This window comes from Nocardioides pacificus (assembly GCF_054775955.1).
Map to the genome: position 1 here is coordinate 1 of NZ_BAAHCI010000015.1, position 25,490 is coordinate 25,490.

Sequence of the window (25,490 nt, forward strand, 5' to 3'; positions counted from 1 at the left end):
CCGCTCTCGGGCGATTGACTCCCATCGAGTACGAGACCATCATGACCGCGCCAGCCACTCAGGCTGCGTGACCCAACCTGTCACCTGATCGTGCAGCAGTCCCACCTCCACCCGAACGACGCCATGCACACTCAATCGCGCAGGCGATCGCGGACGTACTGCTCGGGTCAACGCGCAGCTAGGTCAGGTGCTGGCTGCGTGGAAGACATCCGTGCAGGCGCACTCGCCGGGCCAGCCTGACTCGTTCTGCCCGACGTCAGCCCAGGCCAGCCACCACGAACACTTACAGGTGATTCACCAGACCAGCCGGTTGAACCAAGCCAGTGGCGCCCACTCGCGCGAAGCCTTCGCTTGCGTGGCCTCACCCTGAACAGATCATTCAACCAGGCTATCGCGTTCACAGCCCAAGCACTCGCTTCGCCATCGGTGGTGTCATCCGACGCCCCGTCCTGTGTGCGCTGGGCGTACCAGGCCAGAGCGTCCCGCTCCACGAATCGGCGCGACACATGTGCGGCGACCAAGGACACCGTTCCGCCAATGAGTAACACCGGCCAACTGCGACCAGCCTGCCGACTACCCGACCGGGACTGATGACCGAGCTTTGAACCGCAATGCCGGCTTCTCAACTGCCCTACAGCTGAGGTATGCCAACGGGACCGTGCCCGCCACGCTCAGCGCGATCATCACCCCCACGTTCAGACGGTCACCCAGGGTCAGGACAACCATCTGCTGAACGGGCCAGGCATAGATGTAGACGCCATAGGAGATGTCGTACACGCTCCCTACGCTCGCTAGGTCAGGGAACGCGCCCAGCCAGAGCAGCAGGATCGCGATCGGGAGGGCGCCGAGGGACTGCACAAGCCCGAGACCCGTCGCTGCTGCCAGCATGCCGCCTGCCACGACCAGGGTTGCCGGGCGCATCGAGAGCCGGTCGGACCAGAGGAACACGATGGACCCGGCCAGGAAAGCGGCGACCATTGGCATCGCCCTCGCCGTGATGCCCGGCGCCGTCACCACTCCAAGCTCAGCGACGAGCGACCCTACCGAGGCCAGGATGAACCCCGCCGCAAGCCATCCCCGAACATATTTCGCGGGCACGGCACTCACCACGCCTCCGACCAGTAGGTAGCAGCCCGCCTCCCAGAACAGCGTCCACAGGGAGCCGTTCCACATGCCCGCAAAAGGGACACCGGCGAGCGTGCACGCGATACCGTCCTGGGCGATCGAGGGTGGATAGAGCGCCAGGTTGCGGAGCACGTACGTTATGGCACTGGCAGCGTCCCACGAACCGGCCTTGAGCGCCGAGAGCGGCGCGAACACGACAGCCGTCACCAGAAGGCAGACCAGGAAGGCAGGCAGGATGCGGAGCGCGCGGGCCTCATAGTATCTCGCCGCATCCAGCCGCAGACGACTGCGTGTGATCAGAAAGCCTGACAGCGCGAAGAACCCCAGAACCGCCCACGTGCCGAGATGTGCCCCGCCGGCCGAGGGCTCAGGACCGAAGTCACCGATCGCCCAGGAGTGGGACACGATCACCGCCGTCGCGAGCGCCAGGCGCAGGGCGTTCAGGCTATTGCGGCGGGGGTCGAAGGCTGCAGAGAGCGACTGGGGGGTCGGCATGCCGCACATCCTTGCCTAACGGGCCGTCAGTCCGTAGTGGAGTTCGTCATAGACGCCGGCCACCCCGTCCCCGAACCGCTCGATATCTCCTCGCCCACGCAGGGCACGGACAGATACGCGCTACGCAAGACAGGAACGGCCAAGCTGCTGTTCGGCGGAAATACCCGTATGTCGCTCGCAACCACGCAGTTGCTCCACGCCTACGCGGGAGAGGTTCGCTCGCGCAAGGTCTCGGTCGGTGGAGTCGCTGTCGTCACGCAGGGCGGTATTAATGTCGCTGGAGACGTCGCGATGCTGACCGTCCAGTCCAACCCCGATTCTGACGTGGTGGCGCACCTCAAGGGGCGCGGCACGCAAGCCGGCGAGCTCCTCCGCATGGGTCGCGACGCGGCAGTAGGCACACGGTTCGACATGCGCGGACGATTCATCCAGGCCAAAACAGTCGCACCCATGGACGCAGATCTCGCCAACGGCGAGCTGTCCATCTACGTGGACGCGACCAGCGGAGCCATGAAGCTGATGATCAAGGCCCGCGACGCGGGCGGAACTCTTCGGACCGGATCGGTGGCCCTGACGTGAACGTGACCCCCGAAGACGCTTGCCGAGAGGCATGTCATGCGCTCGGCGAAGCCGTTGTGCGCGAGCGCTTGCTCAGCGTCGGGTTGCAGCGGCTGTCCGACGAGAACGGGCAGCTTCGCGAGGGGCTGGAGCAGGGTGCGACTGGCGGCCCAGCGCCAACCCGAGCATAACGGTCGCGCTCGCGTAGAAGAGCAGGTCGAACGACAGGAACATGGCCGCGGACACCAGGATGAGAAGCCGTCCCGTGGTGTCGGCGGTGCGCACTCCAGCGACCAGCAGCCAGACCAGAGCAGCCAAGCCGACAATTCCACCTTCGACCAATGTCGAGACGAACTGGTTGTCCACTGCGTAAAACTCACCGCGCTGCAAGAGCCCCCGAGCAAACAAGCTCGGCGCGCTGAACACGCCGTTGCCCAGCCACACCTCGCGTCCGTCCTGCCACTGCAATAGTCGGGGCACTGACTCGAAGGCTCCGATCCGGTGACTCAGCGAGTCGCTGGATAGGAATCGCTGGGCGGCGTCGCCACGGAAGATGCCAAACGCGATCCCGAGTGTGAGGCCGAGCGTGGCGATCCATGCGGCGAGTGGGAAGTTGACCCGCCTCGAGATCACGACAACACCGAACAGCATCGCCAGGACGACTGCTGAGCGGCTTCCCGTAGCGAGCAAACCGGCGGAAAGCGCCATCAGGACTAGTGTCCGCGAACCGGCACGTTGATCGAGGTCTCGCGCGGCGACTAGCAGTGCTACTAGAAGGAAGAAGGCCAGAGGGAGCGGATGCCCCATCGTCGCCTGGGCACGAGAGAGACCAGTGAATATCTGGTTCGTGGACGGGGTGCCCGCACCCCAGATAGCCGGGGCGACGCCAATCACTTCGAGCACGGCGTACAGTCCGACGACGACGCCGAGACGGACCAGCCACTTGCTCACGACGGCGCGCTCTGCGTCCGTAGCGGCTTGCATTAGGAGCAACGACGACAGCAACGACACGGCGAGCAGGGCGAAGAAGTTCCACCCCTTCGCCGGAGCATGCGCCCACGTTGCGTAGCCGAGGGTGACGAGAAGCAGCGTGAGCGGCGCGTAAACCCTGCCCAATCCTCTCGCCCTCAGGACTTCCGGCCGCCTCATGGCGGCGAGCGCAGTCAGCGCGATCATCGCTGCGAGCGGCGTCATTGTGGCTACCGGTCGCGCCACGACGACGAACACGAGTAGGACGAGCACTAGGGCGACGACACGATCCCGGCGCATGGTGCCGACAACCAGCGCCAGGACCGTCGCACCAATCAGGATCGCCAACTCCACCATGCCCGCAGGCTACGCGAGTCCTTCGCCTATCGTCGGCGCGCCTGGGAGTCCTCCATTAGAGCGATAATGTCGAACGGCGTCGCACCGAGCACGCCAAGCCATTCCCATGCCCCGAGCGTCTGGCCGTCACGAAGGTTGTGGAGTGCCTGCGAACCGATCCCGGCCAGGACAAAGAGAGCGGCGATGACGGCCGCAACTATGCCGTGGTTCGACATCTGACGGTCCCCATCGTTTACGACTGTCGACAACGACAGGTCAGGCTACGCGCCGCCTGACCGGAAGTGCTCGGGTTGCCGCAGTCGCCAAGCCACGCTCAGCCATCGCGACACGGCCCCCGATGAGCATTTGGCGGGCATGGGGATCTGCGCCGAGGGAGCAGGAGCCCGTTGGGTCTCGGGCCGCAGCAGAGGCCGGTCTCTCCACCGGCTGGTACCTGGACGGCCCTGGTCACGTGGGGGCAACTCAGGATGGCTGGTGGCCCGAGGCGGGCCATACCGCAATCAACGCTAAGGCATCACGTGCGCATCGGCGTCGGCATGCCCGAATCCGAGCCGTTGATGGACCGCGATCGCTGGCGCATTGCCGGACTCGACGTGGCGGACCACTTCCGCCACGCCTTCAATGCGAGGTGCAGCCCTGTCAACGTGAGCAGCTTGCCGAGCCCGCGCCCTGGGTGGTGCCCGGGTCGATCCCCACGACGTAGACCTCCCCAACGAGTCTTGTGGATATCCCGGGGCGAAGTCGTGTCCACCACCTGCTCATACGCCACAGGTGTGACGGTGCCGAGTGGGAGCCGTCCCTTCCATGGCGCGGGCTACCCCGTCTTGGGTAGCGGACATGCCGATGACACCGTCATCTGATCTCCGGGGATAGGTGTAGGTGATGCTGACCCTCAAAACCACCCTCGGGGGCTCCACGACGCTTCACCACACCACCTCAACCCGGGCGCAGACATGCCCCGACTGTGGTCACGCAGCCGCCGGGACCACCGGCGGCCTGGCCCGCCTGGCTCGATCGGTCCTTCCGCCTCGTTCCTGCACCCACGTCATCGATACCACCCCAGCGTGGGCAGACGTCCGGTGCGGTTGCCCTTCGGCGGCGCACTCGGGTCGATGAGGCGCGGCGTCCTCATTAGCGCCGATACATCACGTGCGTGTCGGCGGCCGCGTGAGCGAAGCCGAGCCGCTCGTAGACCGCGATTGCCGGCGCGTTGTCGGACTCGACGTAGAGGATCACTTCCGCCACGCCCTTCGATGCGAGGTGGTGCAGCCCCGCCAACGTGAGCAGCTTGCCGAGGCCACGCCCCTGGGTGCCCGGGGCGATCCCCACGACGTACACCTCGCCGACCAGCGGCTCCTCGCCCACCCGCGGGTGGAGCTTGGTCCAGTGGAAGCCGAGCATCGCCCCGGACCTGTCGACAGCGACCAGCAGCCCGGCGGGGTCCCACCAGTCCTCGCCCATGCGCGCGGCGAGGTTGGCCGGGCCCATCGCTCCCTGCTCGGGATGCGCCGCGAACGCCGCCGCGTTGACCCGCAGCAGCTCGGCCTCGTCGCCGGCCTCGAACGCCCGTACGACGAGCCCGTCGGGCACGACGATCTCGGGCAGCGCGAGCGCTTCGGGGCGCCGCATGACCCACAGGTCTCGTACCCGCTCGAAGCCGTACGTCGCGGCGAGGGCGTGCGCGCCGGGGTGATCGGCGTGCGACCAGGCGCGTAGGGGCTCGCCCTCGGATACGGCGAGCACCTCTTCGATCAGCGCGCGCCCGAGTCCGTGATCGCGCACCGTGGGGCGGACGACGAGGCTCAGGTCGCCGTCGATGAGCAGCGCGAACCCGTCATCGGCGAGCCACCACCCGATCTCGTGGGCGGGCCGGTGGTGCAGCGCCAGCCAGGTGCCCTCGTCGAGCGGCGGGGCGCCGTCGGCGCGGGTGGCGTCGGCGGCGATCGAACCGATCCGGATCAGGACGTCGGACTCAAGGGTGTCGAGGTGGGGGGTGTCGGACTCCATGCGGCAACCCTAGAAGGCACTCGTTGGAGCGCCGTGGTGGACTGGAGGGGTGAGTACCTCTCCACTCCTGTCCCTTCCCGGCGCGGTCGCCGGCGACGGCATCGACGCTCCGGTGGCGGCGCACTACGGCTCGTTCAACACCGAGCAGCGCACCCTGGCGTCCGGCGAGGGCTTCGTCGACCTCTCCCACCGTGACGTGTTCCGCCTCGAGGGCCTGGACCGCCTGACGTGGCTGCACTCGCTGACGACGCAGTTCTTCACCGACCTGCCGCCCGGCGTGTGGACCGCGGCCCTGATCCTGAGCCCCAACGGTCACGTCGAGCACGCCTTCTATGGCGTCGACGACGGCGAGGCCTTCACCGCCCACACCGAGCCGGGCCAGGCACAGCCTCTCATCGACTTCCTCGAGCGCATGAAATTCATGACCCGCGTCGCGATCACCAACCTCACCGAGGAGCTGGCAGTCACCTGGCGCCCGCCTTCGCCGGATAAGCAGGTTGCACAGCACCCGACGTCGAGACCCTTCTACGCCAACTACAACCTCATCCCCAGAGCCGACCTCGAGCCCTACGCCAAGGCAGCCTCCCCGTCCTGCGGCCTCTGGGCCTTCGAGGCTCTCCGCATCGAGCACGGCGAGCCCCGCTTCGGCATCGACACCGACCACCGCACGATCCCCAACGAGGCCGGCTGGATCGACAGTGCCGTCCACCTCGACAAGGGCTGCTACCGCGGCCAGGAGACGGTCGCCCGCGTCCACACCCTCGGTCGCCCGCCCCGCCGCTTGACCCTGCTCCACCTCGACGGCACCGAAAACCGCTTGCCCGCCGCGGGCGCGGAGCTCAAGCTCGGGGAGAAGGTCGTCGGCTTCGTCGGCTCCTCGGCGCGCCACCACGAGCTCGGCCCGATCGCGCTGGCGATGGTCAAGCGCAACGTGCCGCTCGACGAGACCCTGGTCGCCGACGGCGTCGTGGCGAACCAGGAGGTCTTGGTCGACCCGGAGGTGGGCCTGCACGTGCGACCCAAACTGGGCTGAGCAGGGCGATCCAGACGTAGCGCAGAGCCCTAGGCCGCGCCTTGCCGCGCCGGGCAGCGTGCAGTGCGGTTGGTCACCTCCCTATAACGGGGGGCCCGTGCTCCGGTAGCGTCTGCGCCCATGCGCATCGCCATGCTTGGAACGCGAGGGGTGCCGGCCCAATACGGCGGTTTCGAGACATGCGTCGAGGAAGTCGGCTCTCGGCTCGTCGACAAAGGCCATGAGGTCGTCGTCTACTGCCGCAACAGCGGGCAGGAGCTCACCTCGTACAAGGGGATGGAGCTGGTCAACCTTCCCGCCGTGAAGAAGCGAAGCGTGGAAACGCTGAGCCACACGGGCCTGTCGGTGGCTCACTTGATGCGGCACGGCGCCGACGCCGCGATTCTCTTCAACGCGGGAAACGCCCCCTTCGTGCCGGCGCTCCGGGCGCGCCGGATCCCGACGGTGATCCACATGGACGGCATCGAGTCCCGACGTGCGAAGTGGGCCGGCTTCGGCGCCAAGTACTACACGTGGGCGGAGCGCAGCGCCGCCGGCTCGGGCCTCCCTCTGATCGCCGACGCCCAGGGCATCGCGGATCACCTGCGCGAGGAGCATGGCCGAGACAGCCACATCCTTGCCTACGGAGCCCCCATCCTGAGTCCTGGCACCGACCTGCTCCAGCAGATGGACGTCCAACCCAGGCAGTACCACCTGGTGGTGGCTCGGATGGAGCCGGAGAACCACGTCGATGTGGCGGTGGCCGGCTACCGCCTGAGCGGCTCGCCGCATCCCCTCGTGGTCGTGGGCTCGGCCCCCTATGCGGACGAGTACGTCGCCGAGGTGCGGGCGGCTGCCGGGGACGCGGACGTCCGCTTCGTGGGAGGCGTGTGGGACCAAGACCTGCTCAACCAGCTCTACGCCCACACCCGCTCCTACATCCACGGTCACTCGGTAGGAGGGACCAATCCCTCTCTCCTGCGCGCGCTCGGCGCTAGCGCGCCCGTGATCGCCTTCGACGTGGTCTTCAACCGTGAGGTGGCGGGCGACTGCGCCTTGTACTTCTCGTCTCCCGAGAGTGCCGCAGCCGCGATCGGTCAGCACGATGCGGGCCTGGAGGCAGCCGAGGCGCGCGCTCAGCAGGGCCAGCGGCGCGTCGAGAAGCTGTATCGATGGGACGACATCGCGGACGGCTATGAGGCGCTGGTTATGTCCGTCGCGCGACGCCTCGCCACTGTCTGACGCCAGGTCGGGTATCGGGACTTAGGTGGATCTGTGACCGGGGCGAACGGCGATAAGGACAGCCACGCCGGCTGCACCCAGCCCCGCCCCGAGGGTGTTGGCCACGACGTCGCTGAAGGTGGCGGACCGCGCGCCGAGGGCCAGACCCTGGGTGAGCTCGACGAGCCCCGAGAACACGAAGCCGTAGGCAACCCAGATCCGCCAGTCGGCCTTCCTTGTGATGAGCGCGCCGAGCACCGAGAATGGCACCAGGATCAGCACGTTGAGCCCGAACTCGACGCGCGAGGTGTGGCTCAGCTGCTCCGGCATTCCGAGGGCGCGGCCGAGGTCCGAGAACCATCGGATGGACTGGGTAGGGACGTCATTGGACGGATTGAACAGCACCAACGCCAAGCCCAGGCAGTAGGCGCCCATGGCCGCCCACAGGACCCCGCGGCCGAGCCGCTGCGATAGCACGATGCTCAGTTGTCGACTGTCTCAGCCGCAGCGGAGACCTCGGCGTCCCCCTCCGCCGTCTGAATCGCGGCCCGCTCCGAAGTCCGCGCCTGCTCCGCGGCCGCGGTCTCCTTCTTGCTGGGCAGCACGAAGCGATAGCCGACGTTGCGCACGGTGCCGATCAGCGTCTCGTGCTCAGGGCCGAGCTTGGCGCGCAGCCGCCGGACGTGGACGTCGACGGTGCGGGTGCCACCGAAGTAGTCATAGCCCCACACTTCCTGCAGCAGCTGCTGGCGGCTGAAGACGCGGCCGGGGTGCTGGGCGAGGAACTTGAGGAGCTCGAACTCCTTGAAGGTCAGGTCCAGCGGCCGCCCGCCGAGCTTCGCGGTGTACGTCGCGTCGTCGACAACGACCTCGCCGGTGCGGATGACGTGGGAGTCCGGGTCGTCGGCGGTGCGCTGCGCGGCCAGCCGGCCGATGGCGAGCTTGATCCGCGCCTCGAGCTCCGCCGGACCACAGGTGCCGAGGACGACGTCGTCCATGCCCCAGTCGGCGGTGGCCACGGAGAGGCCGCCCTCGGTGAGGATCAGGATGACGGGCGCGTCGCTGCCGGTCGTGCGGATCAGTCGGCACAAGTCGCGGGCGTGAGCCAGCTCCTGGCGTCCGTCGACCAGCAGCAGGTCTGCGTCGGGTGCCTCGAGCAGGGCGCTGCCCTCCGCGGGCAGGACCTTGACGCTGTGGGCAAGCAAAGCCAGCCCGGGCAGGACCTCGGCTGAGGGCTGCAGGGCGCTGGTGAGTAACAGCAGATTGCTCAAGCTGACTCCTCCCGGTTAACGAGGACCGGTGTGCGCCATTGCATCGTCCCTCGGGGATTGGGAGAGAATACCGATATGAGCGACGAAACGGGCCAGTCACACCGAAGTGAGACAGACGTCATCGTGGTCCGCTACTGGGCAGGCGCCAAGGCCGCCGCCGGTGTAGACCACGACGACATCCCGGTCAACGGCCCCGTGACGCTCACGGACCTAATGGCTCGAGCGGTGAAACTGCACCCCAACACCCGCCTCGGCGACGTCGTCCAGATCTGCTCCGTCCTCATCGGTGAGCGCCCGGCGGGCGCCGAAGATCCCAACGACGTCCTGGTCCACCCCGGGGCCACCGTCGAGTTCCTCCCCCCCTTCGCCGGCGGCTGACGTTTCGCTGGTCGAGCAGGTTGCGCAGCAACCGACGTCGAGACCAGCCCACCGCATCCTCGTCGGAATGCCAACACACCCCCAAGCGTTGATAAGCCTGTGAACACCGGAGCCTGGGTCCTCATCATCGCCGTCCTTTTGGCCGTCGCCTTCGGCCTCTACCGCGCAGCCACCGACGGCCGCTTTCGCGGCACCCACCGCGTCCGCGCCGTCGACGAGTCCCAGCCGACCGAGCGCCTGCCGGCGAACGAGCCTCTAGCGATCCCCGACCCCGACAAGGACCTCAACGTCCTCGCCAACACCGACATCGCCCACGAGCTGGGCGAGCGAGCCACCCTCCTCCAGTTCTCCTCCGCCTTCTGCGCCCCCTGCCGCGCCACTCGCCGCACCCTGACCGAGGTGGCCGAGCTCGTCCCCGGCGTCACCCACATCGAGGTCGACGCCGAGCACCACCTCGAGATGGTCCGCCGCCTCGGGATCCTGCGCACCCCGACGACGCTGATCCTCGACGAGCACGGCCAGGAGATCACCCGCGCCGCCGGAGCGCCCCGCAAGGAGGCAGTCCTCTCCACCCTGAGCAACACCCTCACCCAGGACTGACACCCACGGACCCCTGGCGCTGAGCGTCACGCAGCGGTGAGATGGGGGTGGCGTCCGCGACCGCCGCGGCCGCCGCCAGGAGGTCGCGATGCAGGGAGCCCGTCCGGTCCGCGCCCCGCGAGGCACCGCGCTGACGGCCAAGAGCTGGCAGACCGAGGCGCCACTGCGGATGCTGATGAACAACCTCGACCCCGAGGTGGCCGAGCGCCCCGACGACTTGGTCGTGTACGGCGGCACGGGCCGCGCCGCCCGCGACTGGCAGTGCTTCGACGCACTGGTCCGCACGCTCACCACGCTCGAGGCCGACGAGACCATGCTCGTCCAGTCGGGCCGTCCTGTCGGCGTGATGCGGACCCACGAGTGGGCGCCGCGCGTGATCATCGCCAACTCCAACCTCGTCGGCGACTGGGCCACTTGGCCGGAGTTCCGCCGTCTCGAGCACCTCGGCCTGACCATGTATGGCCAGATGACAGCCGGTTCCTGGATCTACATCGGCACTCAGGGGATCGTGCAGGGCACCTACGAGACCTTCGCCGCGGTCGCCGAGAAGCGCTTCGGCGGCACTCTGGCCGGCACCCTCACGCTGACCGGCGGCTGTGGTGGCATGGGCGGCGCTCAGCCGTTGGCGGTCACGATGAACGACGGCGTCTGTCTGGTCGTCGACGTCGACCGCACCCGGCTCGCCCGACGAGTCAAGGACCGCTATCTCGACGAGATCGCCGACGACCTCGACGACGCGGTCACGAAGTCGCTGGGCGCCAAGCAGGACCGCCGTCCCCACTCCATCGGCCTCGTTGGCAACTGTGCCGAGGTCTTCCCTGAGCTGCTGCGACGCGGCGTCGAGATCGACATCGTCACCGATCAGACCTCCGCCCACGACCCGCTCTCCTACCTGCCGCTGCACATCAGCGTCGAGGAGTGGCACGAGCGTGCCGCCAAGGATCCTGACGACTTCACCCTGCGTGCCAGGGAGTCCATGGCTCGCCACGTCGAGGCGATGGTCGGCTTCCTCGACGCCGGCGCGGAGGTCTTCGACTACGGCAACTCCATTCGCAGTGAAGCTCAGCTCGGCGGCTTCGAGCGCGCCTTCGACTTCCCCGGCTTCGTGCCCGCCTACATCCGTCCGCTCTTCTGCGAGGGCAAGGGCCCCTTCCGGTGGGCGGCGCTCTCCGGCGATCCGGCTGACATCCACGCCACCGACCGGGCGGTGCTTGAGCTCTTCGGCGACGACGACAAGCTGCAGAAGTGGATGCGCGGCGCCCGCGACAAGATCGCCTTCCAGGGCCTTCCCGCGCGCATCTGCTGGCTCGGGTACGGCGAGCGCGACCGGGCCGGCCAGCGCTTCAACGAGATGGTGGCCTCCGGGGAGCTCTCCGCCCCCGTCGTGATCGGGCGCGACCACCTCGACTCCGGGTCGGTGGCCTCGCCCTACCGGGAGACGGAGTCGATGCTCGACGGTTCCGACGCGATCGCGGACTGGCCGCTGCTCAACGCCATGCTCAACACCGCCTCAGGCGCGACCTGGGTCTCGATCCACCACGGCGGTGGCGTCGGGATGGGCCGTTCGATCCACGCGGGTCAGGTCACCGTCGCCGACGGGACCCCGCTGGCAGCGCAGAAGATCGCTCGGGTGCTGTCCAACGACCCCGGCACCGGGGTGCTGCGCCACGTGGACGCGGGCTATCTGGAGGCCCTGGCGGTGGCCGAGCGTCGCAGCCTGAGGATCCCCATGCGCGAAGGCTGAGATGTGGCGTTCTCGTCGTCGGGTGTCGACGTGGTGAGCGCGAACAGGGCCGGGACCATGGCTTGGTCCATGCCCATCCATTCGGCGACGTCATAGGGGAGCGGCTCAGCGCGACGCTCCACTCCAGTGGAGTGCGGTGTCATTTCGTGCGTCCTTCAGGCAGGCCGACCGTCGACACTCGTAGTCGAGTGCCAACAAGTCGGGATGTCGGGCCGCTGCGTTCGACCCCGCTGTCGGCGCCGTCCGGCCGGTTCTTGAGGCTTCGAGCCCACAATCGCGAAGTCTCACTCTTTGGACGTAGTACTCACATGATGAGACGACGTTTTCCCTGCCTCGGTGGCACCCCCTAATGTTCTGGTCATGTCCTCGACCATGCTGACCAAGCGCCGCGCAGTGGATCACTGCCTCGTGCGCTCGTCGCTGTGTCGAATGTCCTGACGGGACGCCCTTCCCATTTCGCGTGACCCACAGACCGACGGTCTGTGCGGAGCGCTTGCGGCGTCCCGATGCTGTGCCCCTTTGTGGCCCCCGGACATCGAGACATCCCAGGAGTACCCGTGCCCTCGCAGATCGACCCCCGCGGTCCCCAGTTCAACGCCGCCGTGACCGCGGTGGTCCTCGCCGTCGTGCTGCTCACGGCGCCCTCCACCTTCGGGCTCACGCTGCTCGGCGTGCAGGCGGCCCTCTTCGCCGTGGGTGCCGGCCTCGGCGTGCAGCGCACCCCTCTCGCCTGGGTCTTCCGCACCGCTGTGCGCCCTCGGCTCAGCCCTCCTGCCGAGCTTGAGGACGCCGCACCGCCGCGCTTCGCCCAGGCGGTCGGCCTCACCTTCGCGCTGGTCGCGCTGCTCGGCTACCTCAGCGGCCTCGAGCTGCTCGGCGCCGTCGCCACCGGGTTCGCCCTGGCCGCCGCTCTGCTCAATGCGGTCTTCGCGTTCTGCCTCGGCTGCGAGCTCTTCCTGCTGGTACGCCGTGTGCTGCCGCGCACCGAGGCCGCTCGTCGCGTCCTGATCGACTCCTCCATCCACTGATCCCTCCACGGATCAGCCCCGACATCGCACCACCAACCGAAAGGCAACCCTCATGAGCCGCGAGACCGCTCTCGTCACCGCCCAGTGGGTCGAGGACAACCTCGACAACCCCGACGTCGTCCTGATCGAGGTCGACGAGGACACCACGTCCTACGACAAGGGACACATCCGTGGCGCCATCAAGTTCGACTGGACCACCGACCTGCAGGACCAGGTCCGCCGTGACGCCGTCAACAAGGAGCAGTTCGAGGCTCTGCTGAGCAAGAACGGCGTGAGCAACGACCACACGGTCGTCCTCTACGGCGGCAACAACAACTGGTTCGCGGCCTACGCCTACTGGTACTTCAAGCTCTACGGCCACCAGGACGTCCGCCTGCTCGACGGCGGCCGCAAGAAGTGGGAGCTCGACAGTCGCGAGCTGGTCGACGCCGTCCCCACGCGCGAGGCGACCACCTATACGGCGCAGGAGCAGGACCGCTCGATTCGCGCCTTCCGCGACGAGGTCGTCGAGGCCATCGGCGTGAAGAACCTCGTCGACGTCCGCAGTCCCGACGAGTACGCCGGCCGCCTGATGGCGCCCGCGCACCTCCCGCAGGAGCAGGCCCAGCGCGCCGGCCACATCCCGACGGCCGCCAACGTCCCGTGGAGCAAGGCCGCCAACGACGACGGGACGTTCAAGTCCGACGACGACCTGCGCAAGCTCTACACCGACGCCGGCGTCGACTGGGACAAGGAGACCATCGCCTACTGCCGCATCGGTGAGCGCTCGAGCCACACCTGGTTCGTCCTCCACGAGCTGCTCGGCGACAAGTCCACCAAGAACTACGACGGCTCGTGGACCGAGTACGGCTCGCTCATCGGCGTCCCCGTGGTCCTCGGCGACGACGCCGGCGAGGCCTGAGATGTGCGGCGCGACTGAAGGCGGCCTGTCGCTCGACGGCGTCAACGTCGCCAAGGAGGCCGTGATCCAGGGCCAGGTGCTGCGCGAGGGGGAGCCGGTGGGCAACGCCTACGTGCGCCTGCTCGACCGCACCGGCGAGTTCACCGCCGAGGTCCCCACCTCGGCCACCGGCCACTTCCGCTTTTTCGCCAAGGACGGCGAGTGGACCCTACGGACCCTCGCCCCCAAGGCCGACACCGTCGATAAGAAGGTCATCGCCCAGATCGGGGCCGTCGCGGAGGTCACCGTCGCGATCTGATCTCTTGCATGCACCACCTAGCTAGACCACTGCGGGACGACGGTGAAATCTTGCTCACTCGTGAGCGTGAGGACGCCGTTGTCCCGCAGGCTTCTTGCCGGAAGGGCTCAGGTCTCAGTGGCGCGGCGGAGGAGAGCAGGATGGCAGCGGGCACGAAGCGGCGCCGCAAGGCGCACCCGGTGGAGCGCAAGCGGCGCACGATGCTGCTGCAGGGGGTAGGGCTCACGATCCTGATCGTCATCACCGCGTTCCTCGTCTTCAAGGCCCTCACGGTCAACGGCTGACGGGGCTCTCCAGGGGCAGCGTGATCGGCCCGTCGTTGACGGCCGTGACCTGCATGTCGGCGCCGAAGACCCCGCGCTCGACGTGTGCTCCGAGGCGCTCGAGCTCCGCACATACCGCCTCATACATGGGCTCGCTGACCTCGCGCGGCGCTGCTGCCTGCCAAGTGGGGCGCCGTCCCTTGCGAGCGTCGCCATAGAGGGTGAATTGGCTGACCACCAGGATCGGCGCACCCGCCTCGGAGGCGGACTGCTCGCCCTGCAGCAGTCGTAGTCCCCAGAGCTTGCGTGCCATCCACGCGACGTCAGCCTGGGTGTCGGCGTGGGTGACGCCGAGATAGGTCAGTAGCCCAGGCTGGGCGAGTTCGCCGACGATCTTCCCGTCAACCGTGACGGATGCGCTCAAGACTCGTTGCACAACGGCCCTCAAAGCGAAGAACCTCCTGCGCCACTGGTCGACATGGACGCGCGCAGTCTGCCACGATGCGGCCATGGCTGCTGTCCCTGACGACCGTCTGTTGATCACCGTCGCCCCCACGGGTGCCGAGACCAGCAAGGCCGACTGCCCCCAACTCCCCACCACCCTTGAGGAGCTCGTTGCGACCGCACGGGAGTGCGAGGCCGCGGGGGCCGGCATGATCCATGTGCACATCCGGGACGACGAACACCGTCCGACGTTGGACCTGGGGCGGCTGACCGAGACTGTGGCCGCCCTGCGGGAGGCGACGACGCTCGTGGTGCAGCTCTCCACCGGGGGGTCGGTCCACGACCCCCTCGAGAAGCGTCTGCGCGTGCTCGAAGCCGCCCCCGACTCGTGCAGCCTCACGATGGGGACGACCAACTTCGGCGACGACGTCTTCTCCAATCCGTGGCCGTTCATCTGCGAGCTGTACCAGCTCAGCCAGGAGCGCCAGATTGTTCCCGAGTTCGAGTTGTTCGATCTCGGTCACGTCCACGCGCTGGGGCGCCTGCTCGACACGCATGGCCTCCCTTACGGCGGCAAGGTCCATTGCGACCTGGTGATGGGCGTCCCTGGAGGAATGCCTGGGACAGCGGACGCGCTCGTCGCGGCTGTCGCGTCCCTGTCGGGAGCCGTGACCAGCTGGTCGGCCACCGGTGTTGGGCGCTCCACCCTCCCCGTCGCGCTGGCCGCACTGTCGAAGGGCGGACATCTGCGAGTGGGGATGGAGGACGTGCTGACGCTGTCTCGGGGTGTGCCGGTGTCAGTAAATCGTGAACTGGTGGACAGGGCTGTAGCCCTGGGGGCACTCGCTCAGCGCCGCCCCTTGTGCGGGGGCGAGGCAAGAGTCCTGCTCGGGCTCGACGCGCCGGTCAACGCCATGTGACCTAGGAGCTTCGCTGAGTTAACAACTGGTGACAGGGCGAGAAGTTTCGTACTGAACGTGCAGAACTTGCTCGAACCCTTTACGCTGAACCCTCAACCACGTTCTATACCAGGCCGCAGGGCCACATGGGGAGACACTATGAAGAAGCTGATCGCCGGGATCCTCTCGGCGTTCCTGATGACGTTCGGCCTCGTCGCCTTCTCGGGTGCTCCGGCTTCGGCTGAGCCGTACCCGGATGGCACGCCCACCGAGACCGAAGTCAAGCCGGCTCCGCCGTCGCCCGGCCAGAAGCCGCGCATCACTGTCAACGTCGACCCTGTTGCGGGTCAGGGCGCGCCCCGGGGCCACGTGTTCATCACGTTCGTTCGTCGCGATGGCAAGTTCACGTACTCCTTCAAGCGCTTTACCACGGGTGACTCGAAGACCTTCGTGTTCCCCAAGGTGAAGAAGGCGGGCCGTTACGTGGTGACCGTGACCTTCGTGCCTAACACGATGTCCTCCTACGCCCCGAGCAGCAACTCCTTCAACCTGTGGGTTCCCAACCGCTAATTGAGGTTGCACGGACACCCCCACCCGGGTCTCTGGGTGGGGGTGTTCTGCGTCTGAAAGGATGATTGCGTGCTCACACGACGAAGGTTGATCCCGTTCGCCCTCCTGATCTTCGTATTGGGTGGGATCGGCTACACCGCGTGGTCGGCACGCGCAGTTGAGCAGGACCTGCGCGCGGCCGAGAGTGCCGTCATCAAGTTGCAGGACGCGGTGAGCGCAGGTGACGAGCCCGGGGCCGCTTCGGCCGCTGACGCGCTGCAGGAGGCGGCAGCCGCCGCTCGGGAGGGGGTGGACGGCCCCTGGTGGTCGCTGCTCAGCCACATGCCTGAGTTAGGCGACGATGTGGTCGGTGTTCGCGCACTGAGTCACTCGTTGGATCTGCTCGCGAGCGAGGGCGTCGATCCCTTGCTGGACGGCTCTGAGAGCGTGGACGAGCTTGTCGTGGACGGACGTATCGACCTGGACGTGGCCTCTAGCCTGGCGCGGCCGGTGAAGAAGAGTCTCATCGCTGCTGAGACGGCCGTTGGCATGGTGGCAGAGCTTGACAGCTCGAGCTACGTGGGCCGGCTTCGGGGGCGCTTCGATGACTATGTAGCGCGACTGGAGTCCCTGCGATCGGGGTTGGCCTCCGCCGATAGCGCTGTGCAACTGCTGCCCACGATGGCGGGTGGCGAGGAACAACGACGCTATCTCCTGGTCTTTCAGAACAATGCCGAGATCAGAGCGACTGGTGGCCTGCCTGGAGCCTTCGCGGAAGTCATTGCCGACAACGGTCGACTCTCTATGGGCCGGCAGGGCACTGGCACCGATCTCGGTCAGCGAGAGACGCCCGTCCTGCCCCTAAGTGACGCCGAGCGCCACTTCTATGGTGAGCAGTTGGGCACCTACTTTCTCGACGCCAATTTCACCTCAGATTTTCCGCGGGCGGCAGAACTGATGGGGGCTCGCTGGGAGGAGGTCAACCGGGTCGAGCTTGATGGAGTCATTGCTCTCGACCCCGTGGCCCTTTCGTACATGCTCAATGGAACAGGGCCTGTGGATGTTGGGGGACGGACGTTCACAAGCGACAACCTGGTCGATGGACTGCTGAACGAGCCTTACCTGACTCTCGCCCCCGAAGCGCAGGACCGCTTCTTTGCTCAAACGGCGCGAAAGGTCTTCGACGCGATCACGGGGGAGGTGTCGTCGCCGCTCGAACTCTTGAAGGCCCTTCAACGCTCCGCCGTCGAGGGCCGGTTGCTGGTGGCACCGTTCGGGGAGGCCGAGAAGGAAGCACTGAAGGGCTCCGTTGTGCTTGGTGAGCTCTCGGGGGATGACGGGTCCGTACCTCATGTAGACGTCACGCTCAACGACGCGACCGGGGCCAAAATGTCCTACTACTTGCGATCGAGCGTGACGGTTCGTTCTGTCGCCTGCAGTGGGCGCCGTCAAGCATTGTCGGCCACCATGCGGCTCGGCTCCACCATCAACTCGACCGAAGCCAGGAAACTGCCGGACTCGATCACCGGTGGAGGTGTCTTCGGCACGGACCCCGGAAGTCAGCTCGTTCAGGTCAGGATATTTGGGCCCTATGGTGGCTCAGTCGACGGAGCAACATTGGAGGGGGAGGAACTCGACTCATCGGTGGTCAACATGGATGGCAGACCTGCCATCCGCTTTGTCGCTCTGCTCTCCAGCGTTGAAGACCTGAAGGTAACCTGGCAGATGACCAGCGGCCCCGACCAGGCCGCCGATGCGAAAGTGACCATGTCTCCCGGCCTCGTCTCCGGCGACAAAGTCACCTCGGCCCGCAGTAGCTGTTGATCAGATCCATAGACCAGGGCCCTGGACGCCATCAGCAAGGTCTTCCTCGACGAACACAGCCGCACCAGCGATCCGCAGGCCGGGCGTCACAAGTCGAGGGTGATCGAGCGGCGCTCGGCGTACTGGCTGCAGACCGTCACTCGAGCCGACCCCACGAGCACGTGCAGGGTCAGCGAGTGGGGCTGTGAACGGGAGGTTGAATAAGTCCGCCCTGCTGGGCACCTCGAACCACGCAGCGTCGCCCGTCAGCCATATGTTGACCTCGGCGCCCGCTGCGACAGCCGACTCAGGGACGGTGAAGGCCTGTTTGCAGCGTTCGGGATCCTGTGCTGCCGCAGGTCACTTGAGGACGAGCGTTCGAGACACGGGCCCACACTAGACTGGCGCGCATGCCCTTTGAACTTTCGGACAACCTCCACCCCGACTGCGCCGCTGTCGCGTGGATGCTAGGCACATGGCGGGGCAACGGCCACGGGGACTATCCGACCATCGATTCGTTCCAGTTCGGTCAGGAGCTCATCTTCGCCCACGACGGCAGGCCCTTCTTCCATTACATGGCGCGCTCGTGGATCGTTGCTGAGAACGGGCAGAAGGTTCGCGACGCCGCCATCGAGACGGGCTTCCTCCGGGCACGACCCCAGGGCAAGATCGAGCTGGTTCTCGCACACCACACTGGCTTCGCTGAGCTCTGGTACGGGGATGCTGACGATGGGAAACTCGAGATCTCAACCGATGCGGTAATGCGCACAGAGTCGGCGAAGGAGGTCACTGGGGGGCATCGCCTCTACGGCAATGTTGAGGGCGATCTCCTCTACGCCTACGATATGGCGGCCATGGGGCAACCGCTGCAGCCCCACCTGTGGGCCCGCCTGAGGCGTCAGCCATCCTCCCGGCCCGAGACGCAACAGGCCCCCGGCAGCGAAGGCCAGCAGTAGTGTCGCGAGCCGGACCCTCTACAGTAGCGACTCGCTGGCCAACCGTGCGATCGGAGACTTGAGTGGAACTGCGTGAGTACCTGGGGACTCTCCGCCGCCAATGGGTCTTGGTCCTTACCGTCACGTCCCTGCTGGTCGCAGTTTCGGCGGTACTGACCTTCATCTCGACCCCCCAATACTCCTCGTCTGCTCGGTTGTTTGTGTCCACCACTCAGGCAGACACGGCGGAGGCCTACCAGGGGGGACTCTTCTCTGCTCAGCGAGTCACTTCGTATGCCGACTTGGCCACTAGTAGGGAGCTAGCGCAATCAGTCATTGACGATCTCGGTTTGTCGCTGAGCGCCGAGGAGCTCACCGCCCGAATATCGGCTTCCGTCGTTCCTGAGACAGTGATCCTTGAGGTGGCCGTTCTAGACGAAGACCCGGCTGAGGCGCAGAGACTTGCTGAGGCGGTTGCTGAGGCGCTTGTCGCCATGGTCCGTGAGATCGAAACACCTGCCGGTCGCACGGAACCGCCAATCCGGGCATCGATCGTGGACCCAGCCTCCTACTCGGATTTCCCTGTGGCTCCTCGGCCCGTCCGGAATCTCGCGCTCGGTTTGGTCCTTGGCCTGCTCCTGGGGTTCGGCCTAGCAGTTCTGCGTGAACTCATGGACACCACGATCAAGTCGTCAAAGGATGTCGAGTCCATCGTCGATATCCCCCTCATGGGGACGATCGCCTATGACTCGTCGACTCGCTCAAGGCCGCTTATCAGCTCCCTCGACTCGCATGCGCCACGGGTGGAGTCCTTCAGGGTGCTCCGTACGAATCTCCAGTTCCTCGAAGTGGACCGTTCAGACAAAGTCGTGGTGATCACCTCCGCACTACCGGCCGAGGGGAAGACCACCACGGCGATCAACTTGGCGATCGCGCTAGCCCAGTCGGAGCAGCGAGTGATGCTCGTGGAGTGTGACCTGCGTCGTCCGCGGGCCGCCGCGGCGCTCGGCCTCGACAACTCCATCGGGGTGACCACTGTCCTTGTAGGTAAGGTCTCGTTGCAGGATGCAACCCAACGCCACGATGGGTCTGGGCTCTTTGTGCTCGCCAGCGGTGCTATCCCTCCCAATCCGGCCGAGTTGTTGCAGTCAAAGGCGATGGCTGAACTTCTCGACAGTCTGCGGGAGGAGTACGACGTGGTCCTCATCGATGCTCCTCCGTTGCTCCCGGTTACTGACGCAGCCTTGCTCACGGCCAAGGCTGACGGTGCGCTGATGGTGCTTCGTCATGGGAAGACCACGAAAGACCAGCTGGCGCACGCACTCGATCGACTGCAGCAGGTGGACGGCCGAGTGCTGGGAGTAGTGCTTAACATGGTTCCGGTTAATCGAGGCGGAAGGTACGGCTATGGGTACGGCTATGGGTACGCGCCCAGTTCTGTTCCGGTCCTCGACCAGTCAACAAGAGCCGACTGAGTTCGAATCGTGACTGATACTCCTACAAGTGGGCGGTTTGCCAACCCGAAGAATCATCGATGTGTTGCCCGCCGTGCTCCCGCGGACGACTCACGCTCGACTCCTGTTCGCTTGGCTTAGAGTGACGGTATGCGCGTAATGACCTGGCCCGGATACACCGACTCCCGGTTGCCCCTGGCTTGCCTTGGGCTTGTTTCGCAGCGCCGATCGGCCACTCCCAGGTCTGTCTTTTCTTGATGATTTGCCCCTCAGTTGTCGCCGGGATCGTCACCTTCAATCCTGATGTCACCCGTCTCTTGGAGAACGTGCTCGCCATTTCTCGACAGGTCCCACGAGTAATTCTGGTCGATAATGCCTCGACCGATATGTCGTGGGTCTCTGTCGTGCAAGCGCGGCTTCCGGGGGTGACCATTCTTGAAAATCATCAAAACAGGGGCATTGCGGTTGCGCTCAATCAGATAATGCGCTGGGCGCGTCACGCCGAAACAGACCTCGTTGTCCTACTCGACCAAGACTCCGTCAGTGGGTCAGACATGGTCGAAAACCTTATGGCGAAGCATGCAGCGGGGATTGCTATCGTCGCCCCGACGGTAGTGGACCGAAATCTCGGGCGCGATCAGCCGACCTTCGTCGATCAAGACCTCGACTACTGCATCACATCGGGGTCACTCGTTGACGTCGATGCTTGGTCTGCCGTGGGCGGGTACGACGAAGATCTGTTCATCGACTACGTGGACTTCGATTTCTGTCTGCGGTTGAGGCAGTGGGGCTTTCGAATCGTGCGGGCCAGCCGTGCCGAGATCCTCCACGAGATCGGTCACGCCGCGCGTTTCGGACGTTTCACGGCATGGAACCATTCGCCATTCCGCAACTACCATATGGCGCAAGACATGCTCCTGTATGCGAAAAAACACCGATCGGCACCAGAGGAACTCCGCGTGAACGGAAGGGGGGTTTTTGGAACGTATCTGGTTCTTTTTCGCAAGTGCTTAATCATTGCGGCGTTTGAGACCAACCGGTGGGCCAAGGTCAGAGCCCTCGTCAAAGGGAGCCTCGCCGCGTGGCATGGTGGGCGGAGCCGGTGAATAGCACCAGTTGGCGACGGTGGACATCCGCGCCCTTCTTGTCCACCGCCTCTCAGGCGGTCGGAGTTCTACAACTGATCGGACTTCTCTGGCGATTTGGGCCAACGAACGCAACAGATGCCTACCTCTACCTATTCAACCTAGGCAACCTGCCGATTCAGATCTTGGTGGTGGGTGTCTTCTATCCAATGCTCCTGAACGAAGATCGGATCACTCGGCAGGGCGCTCGTCGTTTTCAGACCTGGATGCCTGTTGCAGGGTTGTTGGCGGTTGCGGCAGGCGGACTCTGGCTGGGGGTCACGGAACGCACGTCTCCATCCGTGACACTGATTCTTGCCCTAAGTGGTGTTAATGCGGTCTTTCAGGCCTCACTGTGGTGTCGCGCAGTCGCGGCTGAGGCTGGTGGTAGTGCTATGTGGGTGGCAAGCATCGCGCTCCCTGCAAATCTGGGTGCGCTAGCTCTCCTGTTGCTCCCATGGCCGTCATCCAACGCCACAGTTGTTGCAATGCTGGTGGGCTTGGTGCTCGGAAATGGAGCATTCTTGATCACCAGCATCGTTCGGAGGGTTGGCGTCGATGTCATCGCCGGACTACCCGCTGTCCCAGCACGGCGTCATCGTGCTCCGTGGTGGTTCTTGGCTAAGTCCGGGACCAGTTATGGAGGGCTGATGGTCATCCAGTCTTTGTCACTGGTGTTGCCCGCGTCAACGCTCACCCTGCTGGCGGTGCCCATGAAGATCGTCGGGTCGGTCGCTGCGACGTTTGTAAACACGGTGATGCCTCGACTTGTCCATCAGGGCACACACTCAGCCGACGAAGGCGCCCGGTTCATGAGAACCATGGTGGCTCTTCTAGCATCGATTGGTTTGGCCGGGGTCGTGATCTGCCACTTCCTCCTGCCCGACTACTTTGTGATGAGTACGGTCGTCGCGCTTTGGCTGCCAGCTTCCGCGGCTGCTGCCATTGCCCAGCGACTTGCGTTCAGATTGCTCTTGCCTCGGGCGTCGCGCATTACCATCGTTGTCGTTCCCTTGCTCGTGTTGGGGGTGGCCATTTCCTCCAGAGCCGAGAACTTCGGGCTCACGGCGCTCTTGTGCGCCTATGCGGCGGTCGACGCCGCCACCAGTTTCCTCATCCTCATCGCCTTGCGACTTCGGCTCATGGCGTTGATCAGCGGGACTCTGCTGGCAGGTCTTCTGACCATTTGGTTCGGCAGCCTCGCGGCCTAGCCGCATCAACCGCGGCACCTCATCAGGGCATGGACCCCTACCTGGACATCTCCGCAAGAGCCGAACTGACGCGCGAGATGTAGGACTCTTGGCTGAAGTGACGCTGCCAGTAATCGTGCACGCTTTGTACTTCGGTTCGACCCCATTGGGCAACTTCCATCAACTGCGCGAGCAGTTCCTGTCCGCTGAGGGCGCTCCTTAGATACGTCCCATCGAGATAGTCATGCATCCCTGACACATCAGTCGCCACGACTGGTACGCCCGACTCGATCGCACCTACCGCGACCATATGGCCAGCGGCGCGTGATCTCTCGGTCAGCGGGAGATACACGACGTCGCATGCGGCCAAGACTCTTCCGAACTCCTGCTGGCTGAGGGAGGGGTGCGTCTCCACTCGGGATGCCCAGTTTGGTCGGAGGAACCTCGCGGGCTCTCGCCCCATCGCCAAGACGAACGTGATGGGTAACCCGGCCGAGTGAGCGTTCTCGATGGTGGCGGCCAGAGTCCGCATGTCACGATCTGACGTCCCTCCGACGAAGACTCGGATCTCTCGGTCGAAAGCTGGCTTCCGGAGTGGATACTCGAAGGTGTTTCCGTACCTGACGGCTCTCCCCGTGCCACCTGACGCGCGCCAGGCAACGATCTCCGGCTCTGACAGCGTAATGACTGGCGAATCCCTAAGACCTCGCCGCAGAACCTCCCATGAGCGACTGCCAGGCATTGCGTACAGGCCCGTAACGTACACCCGCTGACCAAGGAGCCGGAGTGCCACGCCAGGCCATGGATTAGCGGCGAGAAAAGTCGATCCCTGAGAGGTGATCGTTGCCTTGAGCGCGACGATGAACGAATCCAGGCCGATCCCGAGGATTCGGTTTCGGAGTCTGTACCCACTGGGGGATGCATGCCTGAAGTTGATGATGCGCTTGACCAAGCCCGCAGCCGCCCAAACCTCAGCGGCCGACTTGGAGTCGTGGCCCAGCGTGACAAGAATCATCAGAGCTCCCTAGTTCTTCCGTATGCGGATAGTGATGACCAATCACGACTTCGAAGTTAGGAGACCGTGCCAACCAGCCCTGGCCTCCACAAAGGCGCGCACGTGGGCCTGTCCTAGGTCACTAGTAGTCTCTGTCGAGCGACGGATCGCGTGGGCCCAGGCTGAACCACTCATGACAGTGGGGAGGGCGGGCGCCAAGTCAGGCGTCAACTCGGCGAGCCACGAGTCTCGAGGGCCGACCACGGGAGTTCCGCATTCCAAGGCCCTTACGGCAATACCGCTCTGGAAAAATCGCCGGTAGGGAATGAGAATCACCAGGCTGGTTCGGATGAGTTCATCCATCACGTCTTCCGCCACAAACTCGTCTTGAACCGCCCACCCCGGGATCCGCGGCCAGCCCCTTCCGTGCACCGACAGCGGCTTCTCGCCCTGCAGCTCGGTGGCAATGCCCTGCAGCAGGCCCAGGTCCCGATCGCGCTTGAACTGACCTAACACCCGGACGTTGCTGCCGCCCTCTCGACGCGACGGCCTCTTGTCGTCATCGGGGCGCAACACCGGGTGCGGCACAAGAGATGTAGAGAAGCCATCGGCCTCGGCCGCAGCCGTGGCCGCGCGGGAGTGAGTGATCAGCACTGTTCCGCGCAGGAGAGTTCCCAAGCGCTTAGCCAGTCGCCCATATCCGATCGCACGAACAAGGGGCTCCGGGTCATGCATCACGAGTAGGGAACTGCGTGGTCCGAGGACTTTGAGAATCAGCAAGTCGAAGTAACCCAGGACCGGCCATAAGACCACGGCGCGATCGGCATGTCGTGACTCGTGGATCATCCTGATGTAGGTGAGCACCCACCTGACTCTGGATGTGCCTGCAACACTTGGTTCGTTGAAGGCTTTGACAGTTGTCGTCAGATCGCCATCGGCCAGCACGTCCTCGAGTTCTCGCTGATAGTGCCGCAGGGTCACGCCGAGCGGATTGATGACGCTAAGGTTAGTGATGGCTGCTCCTTCCGGCGCGATAACCGCGACCGGCTTCACGCAAGGTTGTCAGATCGCCTTTCAGTGCTGCCCGCAAGGCGACTTTCCCGCAGGTGACAGCGATCGCCCAGTTGCGAAATCCAGGCCGACCCCACCGCTCAGCGAATATCTGTATGTTGCGGCATGCCCAGTATGCCGGCATCCCCGAAGATGTCTGACTGGCCAGCGCCGCTGGCTCGATCGCAACAGGGCCGAAAGCTCGCGATAGCGCGCGGTGGTAGTCCACCTCCTCCATGTAAAGGAAGTACGACTCGCTGAGGGGAGCGCTCTTGACGGCGGCCCAGCGGTACATGACAGCTGCGCCATCGAGCCAGTCGCAACGTCGCAAGCTGCGGGGCACGGAATCGAGGTGTCGAGGTAGGCGCAGCACTCGAGTCAGGCGTCCACCCGCCGACCACAGCGGTGCGTGTTCGTGAAGATGTCCCCGCAGGACCGGACCTACCGCGGCGAGGTCCTGATGGCTTTCCAAACCGTTGAGCATGGCGCGCACGCTCCCCTCGGCAAGCTGTACCTCGTGAGTCACGACCAAGACCGCGTCGGCATCAGATGGCCCAAAGCTGGATCTGGCAATTTCCATTCCATGGTTCACGGCATTTGCGTAGCCGCGATTCGGAATTCGGCGGACTGTGACTCGGTGGGGGAGGGCGGCACTCAGGTCATGATCGCTCACAGCGTCTTCGCTGTTGTCAACCACCACAATTCGACGAGCGGCTATCCCGTTGGCGATGAGGTTCTCCAACGTCGGTCGAAGTGTGCCTAAACTCCTGTGGTGCACCACGATTGCCGCTGCAGGTTCTATCAGTCCTAGGCCTGTCATG

General features: G+C 65.3%; 26 protein-coding genes. 17 read left to right on the forward strand and 9 right to left on the reverse strand.

Going from position 1 to position 25,490, the window contains the following annotated elements; genetic code table 11:
- Window positions 1-573 precede the first annotated feature (573 nt).
- Entirely contained in the window at window positions 574-1,620 is a 1,047-nt protein-coding gene (locus ACYU7L_RS18585; RefSeq protein WP_460799853.1) for an acyltransferase family protein, read from the reverse strand.
- A gap of 36 nt (window positions 1,621-1,656) precedes the next feature.
- Here ACYU7L_RS18585 and ACYU7L_RS18590 point away from each other — a divergent pair, with 36 nt between their 5' ends.
- The gene (locus tag ACYU7L_RS18590) at window positions 1,657-2,199 is read left to right on the forward strand and encodes a hypothetical protein (protein ID WP_460799855.1); all 543 of its coding nucleotides are present in this window, start codon (window positions 1,657-1,659) and stop codon (window positions 2,197-2,199) included.
- A 72-nt stretch (window positions 2,200-2,271) separates the two neighbouring features.
- On the opposite strand, the gene ACYU7L_RS18595 is transcribed toward ACYU7L_RS18590, so the two are convergent.
- Together ACYU7L_RS18595 and mshD are read right to left on the reverse strand one after the other, a co-directional pair.
- Window positions 2,272-3,504: a hypothetical protein gene (locus ACYU7L_RS18595; RefSeq protein WP_460799857.1), complete on the reverse strand. Its 1,233-nt coding sequence runs from the start codon at window positions 3,502-3,504 to the stop codon at window positions 2,272-2,274.
- Window positions 3,505-4,635: 1,131 nt separating this feature from the next.
- Entirely contained in the window at window positions 4,636-5,511 is an 876-nt protein-coding gene (mshD, locus tag ACYU7L_RS18600) for a mycothiol synthase (protein ID WP_460799859.1), read from the reverse strand.
- 49 nt (window positions 5,512-5,560) lie between these two features.
- Here mshD and ygfZ point away from each other — a divergent pair, with 49 nt between their 5' ends.
- Window positions 5,561-6,544: a CAF17-like 4Fe-4S cluster assembly/insertion protein YgfZ gene (gene ygfZ / locus ACYU7L_RS18605; protein ID WP_460799861.1), complete on the forward strand. Its 984-nt coding sequence runs from the start codon at window positions 5,561-5,563 to the stop codon at window positions 6,542-6,544.
- Window positions 6,545-6,664: 120 nt separating this feature from the next.
- Complete coding sequence (locus ACYU7L_RS18610) at window positions 6,665-7,765, forward strand: DUF1972 domain-containing protein (RefSeq protein ID WP_460799863.1); 1,101 nt, start codon at window positions 6,665-6,667, stop codon at window positions 7,763-7,765.
- Window positions 7,766-7,786: 21 nt separating this feature from the next.
- On the opposite strand, the gene ACYU7L_RS18615 is transcribed toward ACYU7L_RS18610, so the two are convergent.
- On the reverse strand, window positions 7,787-8,179 hold the full coding sequence (locus ACYU7L_RS18615) for a VanZ family protein (RefSeq protein WP_460799865.1): 393 nt from the start codon (window positions 8,177-8,179) through the stop codon (window positions 7,787-7,789).
- Window positions 8,180-8,226: 47 nt separating this feature from the next.
- Window positions 8,227-9,015, reverse strand: coding sequence for a winged helix-turn-helix transcriptional regulator (locus ACYU7L_RS18620; RefSeq protein ID WP_460799867.1), 789 nt, complete (start codon window positions 9,013-9,015; stop codon window positions 8,227-8,229).
- Window positions 9,016-9,090: 75 nt separating this feature from the next.
- Here ACYU7L_RS18620 and ACYU7L_RS18625 point away from each other — a divergent pair, with 75 nt between their 5' ends.
- The 7 genes from ACYU7L_RS18625 to ACYU7L_RS18655 all read left to right on the forward strand — a co-directional run bounded on the left by ACYU7L_RS18625 (window position 9,091) and on the right by ACYU7L_RS18655 (window position 14,248).
- Window positions 9,091-9,393, forward strand: a complete 303-nt coding sequence (locus ACYU7L_RS18625) for a MoaD/ThiS family protein (protein ID WP_460799870.1) — start codon at window positions 9,091-9,093, stop codon at window positions 9,391-9,393.
- Window positions 9,394-9,492: 99 nt separating this feature from the next.
- Window positions 9,493-9,993 (forward strand): TlpA family protein disulfide reductase, encoded by a 501-nt coding sequence (locus ACYU7L_RS18630; RefSeq protein WP_460799872.1) that lies wholly within the window; start codon window positions 9,493-9,495, stop codon window positions 9,991-9,993.
- An 88-nt stretch (window positions 9,994-10,081) separates the two neighbouring features.
- The gene (gene hutU / locus ACYU7L_RS18635) at window positions 10,082-11,737 is read left to right on the forward strand and encodes a urocanate hydratase (RefSeq protein ID WP_460799874.1); all 1,656 of its coding nucleotides are present in this window, start codon (window positions 10,082-10,084) and stop codon (window positions 11,735-11,737) included.
- Between the two features lie 557 nt (window positions 11,738-12,294).
- Entirely contained in the window at window positions 12,295-12,765 is a 471-nt protein-coding gene (locus tag ACYU7L_RS18640; RefSeq protein WP_460799876.1) for a DUF4395 domain-containing protein, read from the forward strand.
- Between the two features lie 52 nt (window positions 12,766-12,817).
- A complete protein-coding gene (locus ACYU7L_RS18645) occupies window positions 12,818-13,666 on the forward strand; it encodes a sulfurtransferase (protein ID WP_460799879.1) in 849 nt (282 codons plus the stop codon).
- A gap of 1 nt (window position 13,667) precedes the next feature.
- Complete coding sequence (locus ACYU7L_RS18650) at window positions 13,668-13,964, forward strand: DUF1416 domain-containing protein (protein WP_460799881.1); 297 nt, start codon at window positions 13,668-13,670, stop codon at window positions 13,962-13,964.
- Window positions 13,965-14,104: 140 nt separating this feature from the next.
- Window positions 14,105-14,248, forward strand: a complete 144-nt coding sequence (locus tag ACYU7L_RS18655) for a hypothetical protein (protein ID WP_460799884.1) — start codon at window positions 14,105-14,107, stop codon at window positions 14,246-14,248.
- Here ACYU7L_RS18655 and dtd read toward each other — a convergent pair.
- On the reverse strand, window positions 14,238-14,675 hold the full coding sequence (gene dtd, locus ACYU7L_RS18660) for a D-aminoacyl-tRNA deacylase (RefSeq protein ID WP_460799886.1): 438 nt from the start codon (window positions 14,673-14,675) through the stop codon (window positions 14,238-14,240). The two genes, ACYU7L_RS18655 and dtd, sit on opposite strands and share 11 nt — an antisense overlap.
- Here dtd and ACYU7L_RS18665 point away from each other — a divergent pair.
- The 7 genes from ACYU7L_RS18665 (at window position 14,635) to ACYU7L_RS18695 (ending at window position 22,646) form a co-directional block, all read left to right on the forward strand.
- Window positions 14,635-15,591 carry a beta-keto acid cleavage family enzyme gene (locus tag ACYU7L_RS18665; protein ID WP_460799888.1) on the forward strand — a complete coding sequence of 319 codons (957 nt, stop codon included), beginning with the start codon at window positions 14,635-14,637 and terminating at the stop codon, window positions 15,589-15,591. The genes dtd and ACYU7L_RS18665 overlap by 41 nt on opposite strands.
- A gap of 138 nt (window positions 15,592-15,729) precedes the next feature.
- Window positions 15,730-16,140, forward strand: a complete 411-nt coding sequence (locus tag ACYU7L_RS18670) for a hypothetical protein (RefSeq protein WP_460799891.1) — start codon at window positions 15,730-15,732, stop codon at window positions 16,138-16,140.
- Window positions 16,141-16,209: 69 nt separating this feature from the next.
- Window positions 16,210-17,943, forward strand: coding sequence for a DUF4012 domain-containing protein (locus tag ACYU7L_RS18675; protein WP_460799894.1), 1,734 nt, complete (start codon window positions 16,210-16,212; stop codon window positions 17,941-17,943).
- 389 nt (window positions 17,944-18,332) lie between these two features.
- Window positions 18,333-18,878, forward strand: coding sequence for a heme-binding beta-barrel domain-containing protein (locus ACYU7L_RS18680; RefSeq protein ID WP_460799896.1), 546 nt, complete (start codon window positions 18,333-18,335; stop codon window positions 18,876-18,878).
- Window positions 18,879-18,940: 62 nt separating this feature from the next.
- Window positions 18,941-20,332, forward strand: a complete 1,392-nt coding sequence (locus ACYU7L_RS18685) for a tyrosine-protein kinase domain-containing protein (RefSeq protein ID WP_460799900.1) — start codon at window positions 18,941-18,943, stop codon at window positions 20,330-20,332.
- 236 nt (window positions 20,333-20,568) lie between these two features.
- Window positions 20,569-21,417 carry a glycosyltransferase family 2 protein gene (locus ACYU7L_RS18690; RefSeq protein WP_460799903.1) on the forward strand — a complete coding sequence of 283 codons (849 nt, stop codon included), beginning with the start codon at window positions 20,569-20,571 and terminating at the stop codon, window positions 21,415-21,417.
- Between the two features lie 668 nt (window positions 21,418-22,085).
- Complete coding sequence (locus tag ACYU7L_RS18695; RefSeq protein ID WP_460799905.1) at window positions 22,086-22,646, forward strand: hypothetical protein; 561 nt, start codon at window positions 22,086-22,088, stop codon at window positions 22,644-22,646.
- Between the two features lie 37 nt (window positions 22,647-22,683).
- Here ACYU7L_RS18695 and ACYU7L_RS18700 read toward each other — a convergent pair whose 3' ends face one another.
- Genes ACYU7L_RS18700 through ACYU7L_RS18710 form a run of 3 tightly spaced genes read right to left on the reverse strand, consistent with a single transcriptional unit; the run spans window position 22,684 to window position 25,489 of the window.
- Entirely contained in the window at window positions 22,684-23,640 is a 957-nt protein-coding gene (locus ACYU7L_RS18700) for a glycosyltransferase (protein ID WP_460799908.1), read from the reverse strand.
- 42 nt (window positions 23,641-23,682) lie between these two features.
- Window positions 23,683-24,672 carry a hypothetical protein gene (locus ACYU7L_RS18705; protein WP_460799911.1) on the reverse strand — a complete coding sequence of 330 codons (990 nt, stop codon included), beginning with the start codon at window positions 24,670-24,672 and terminating at the stop codon, window positions 23,683-23,685.
- Window positions 24,626-25,489, reverse strand: a complete 864-nt coding sequence (locus tag ACYU7L_RS18710) for a glycosyltransferase (protein ID WP_460799914.1) — start codon at window positions 25,487-25,489, stop codon at window positions 24,626-24,628. The genes ACYU7L_RS18705 and ACYU7L_RS18710 overlap by 47 nt, the downstream gene beginning before the upstream one ends.
- Window position 25,490 lies beyond the last annotated feature (1 nt).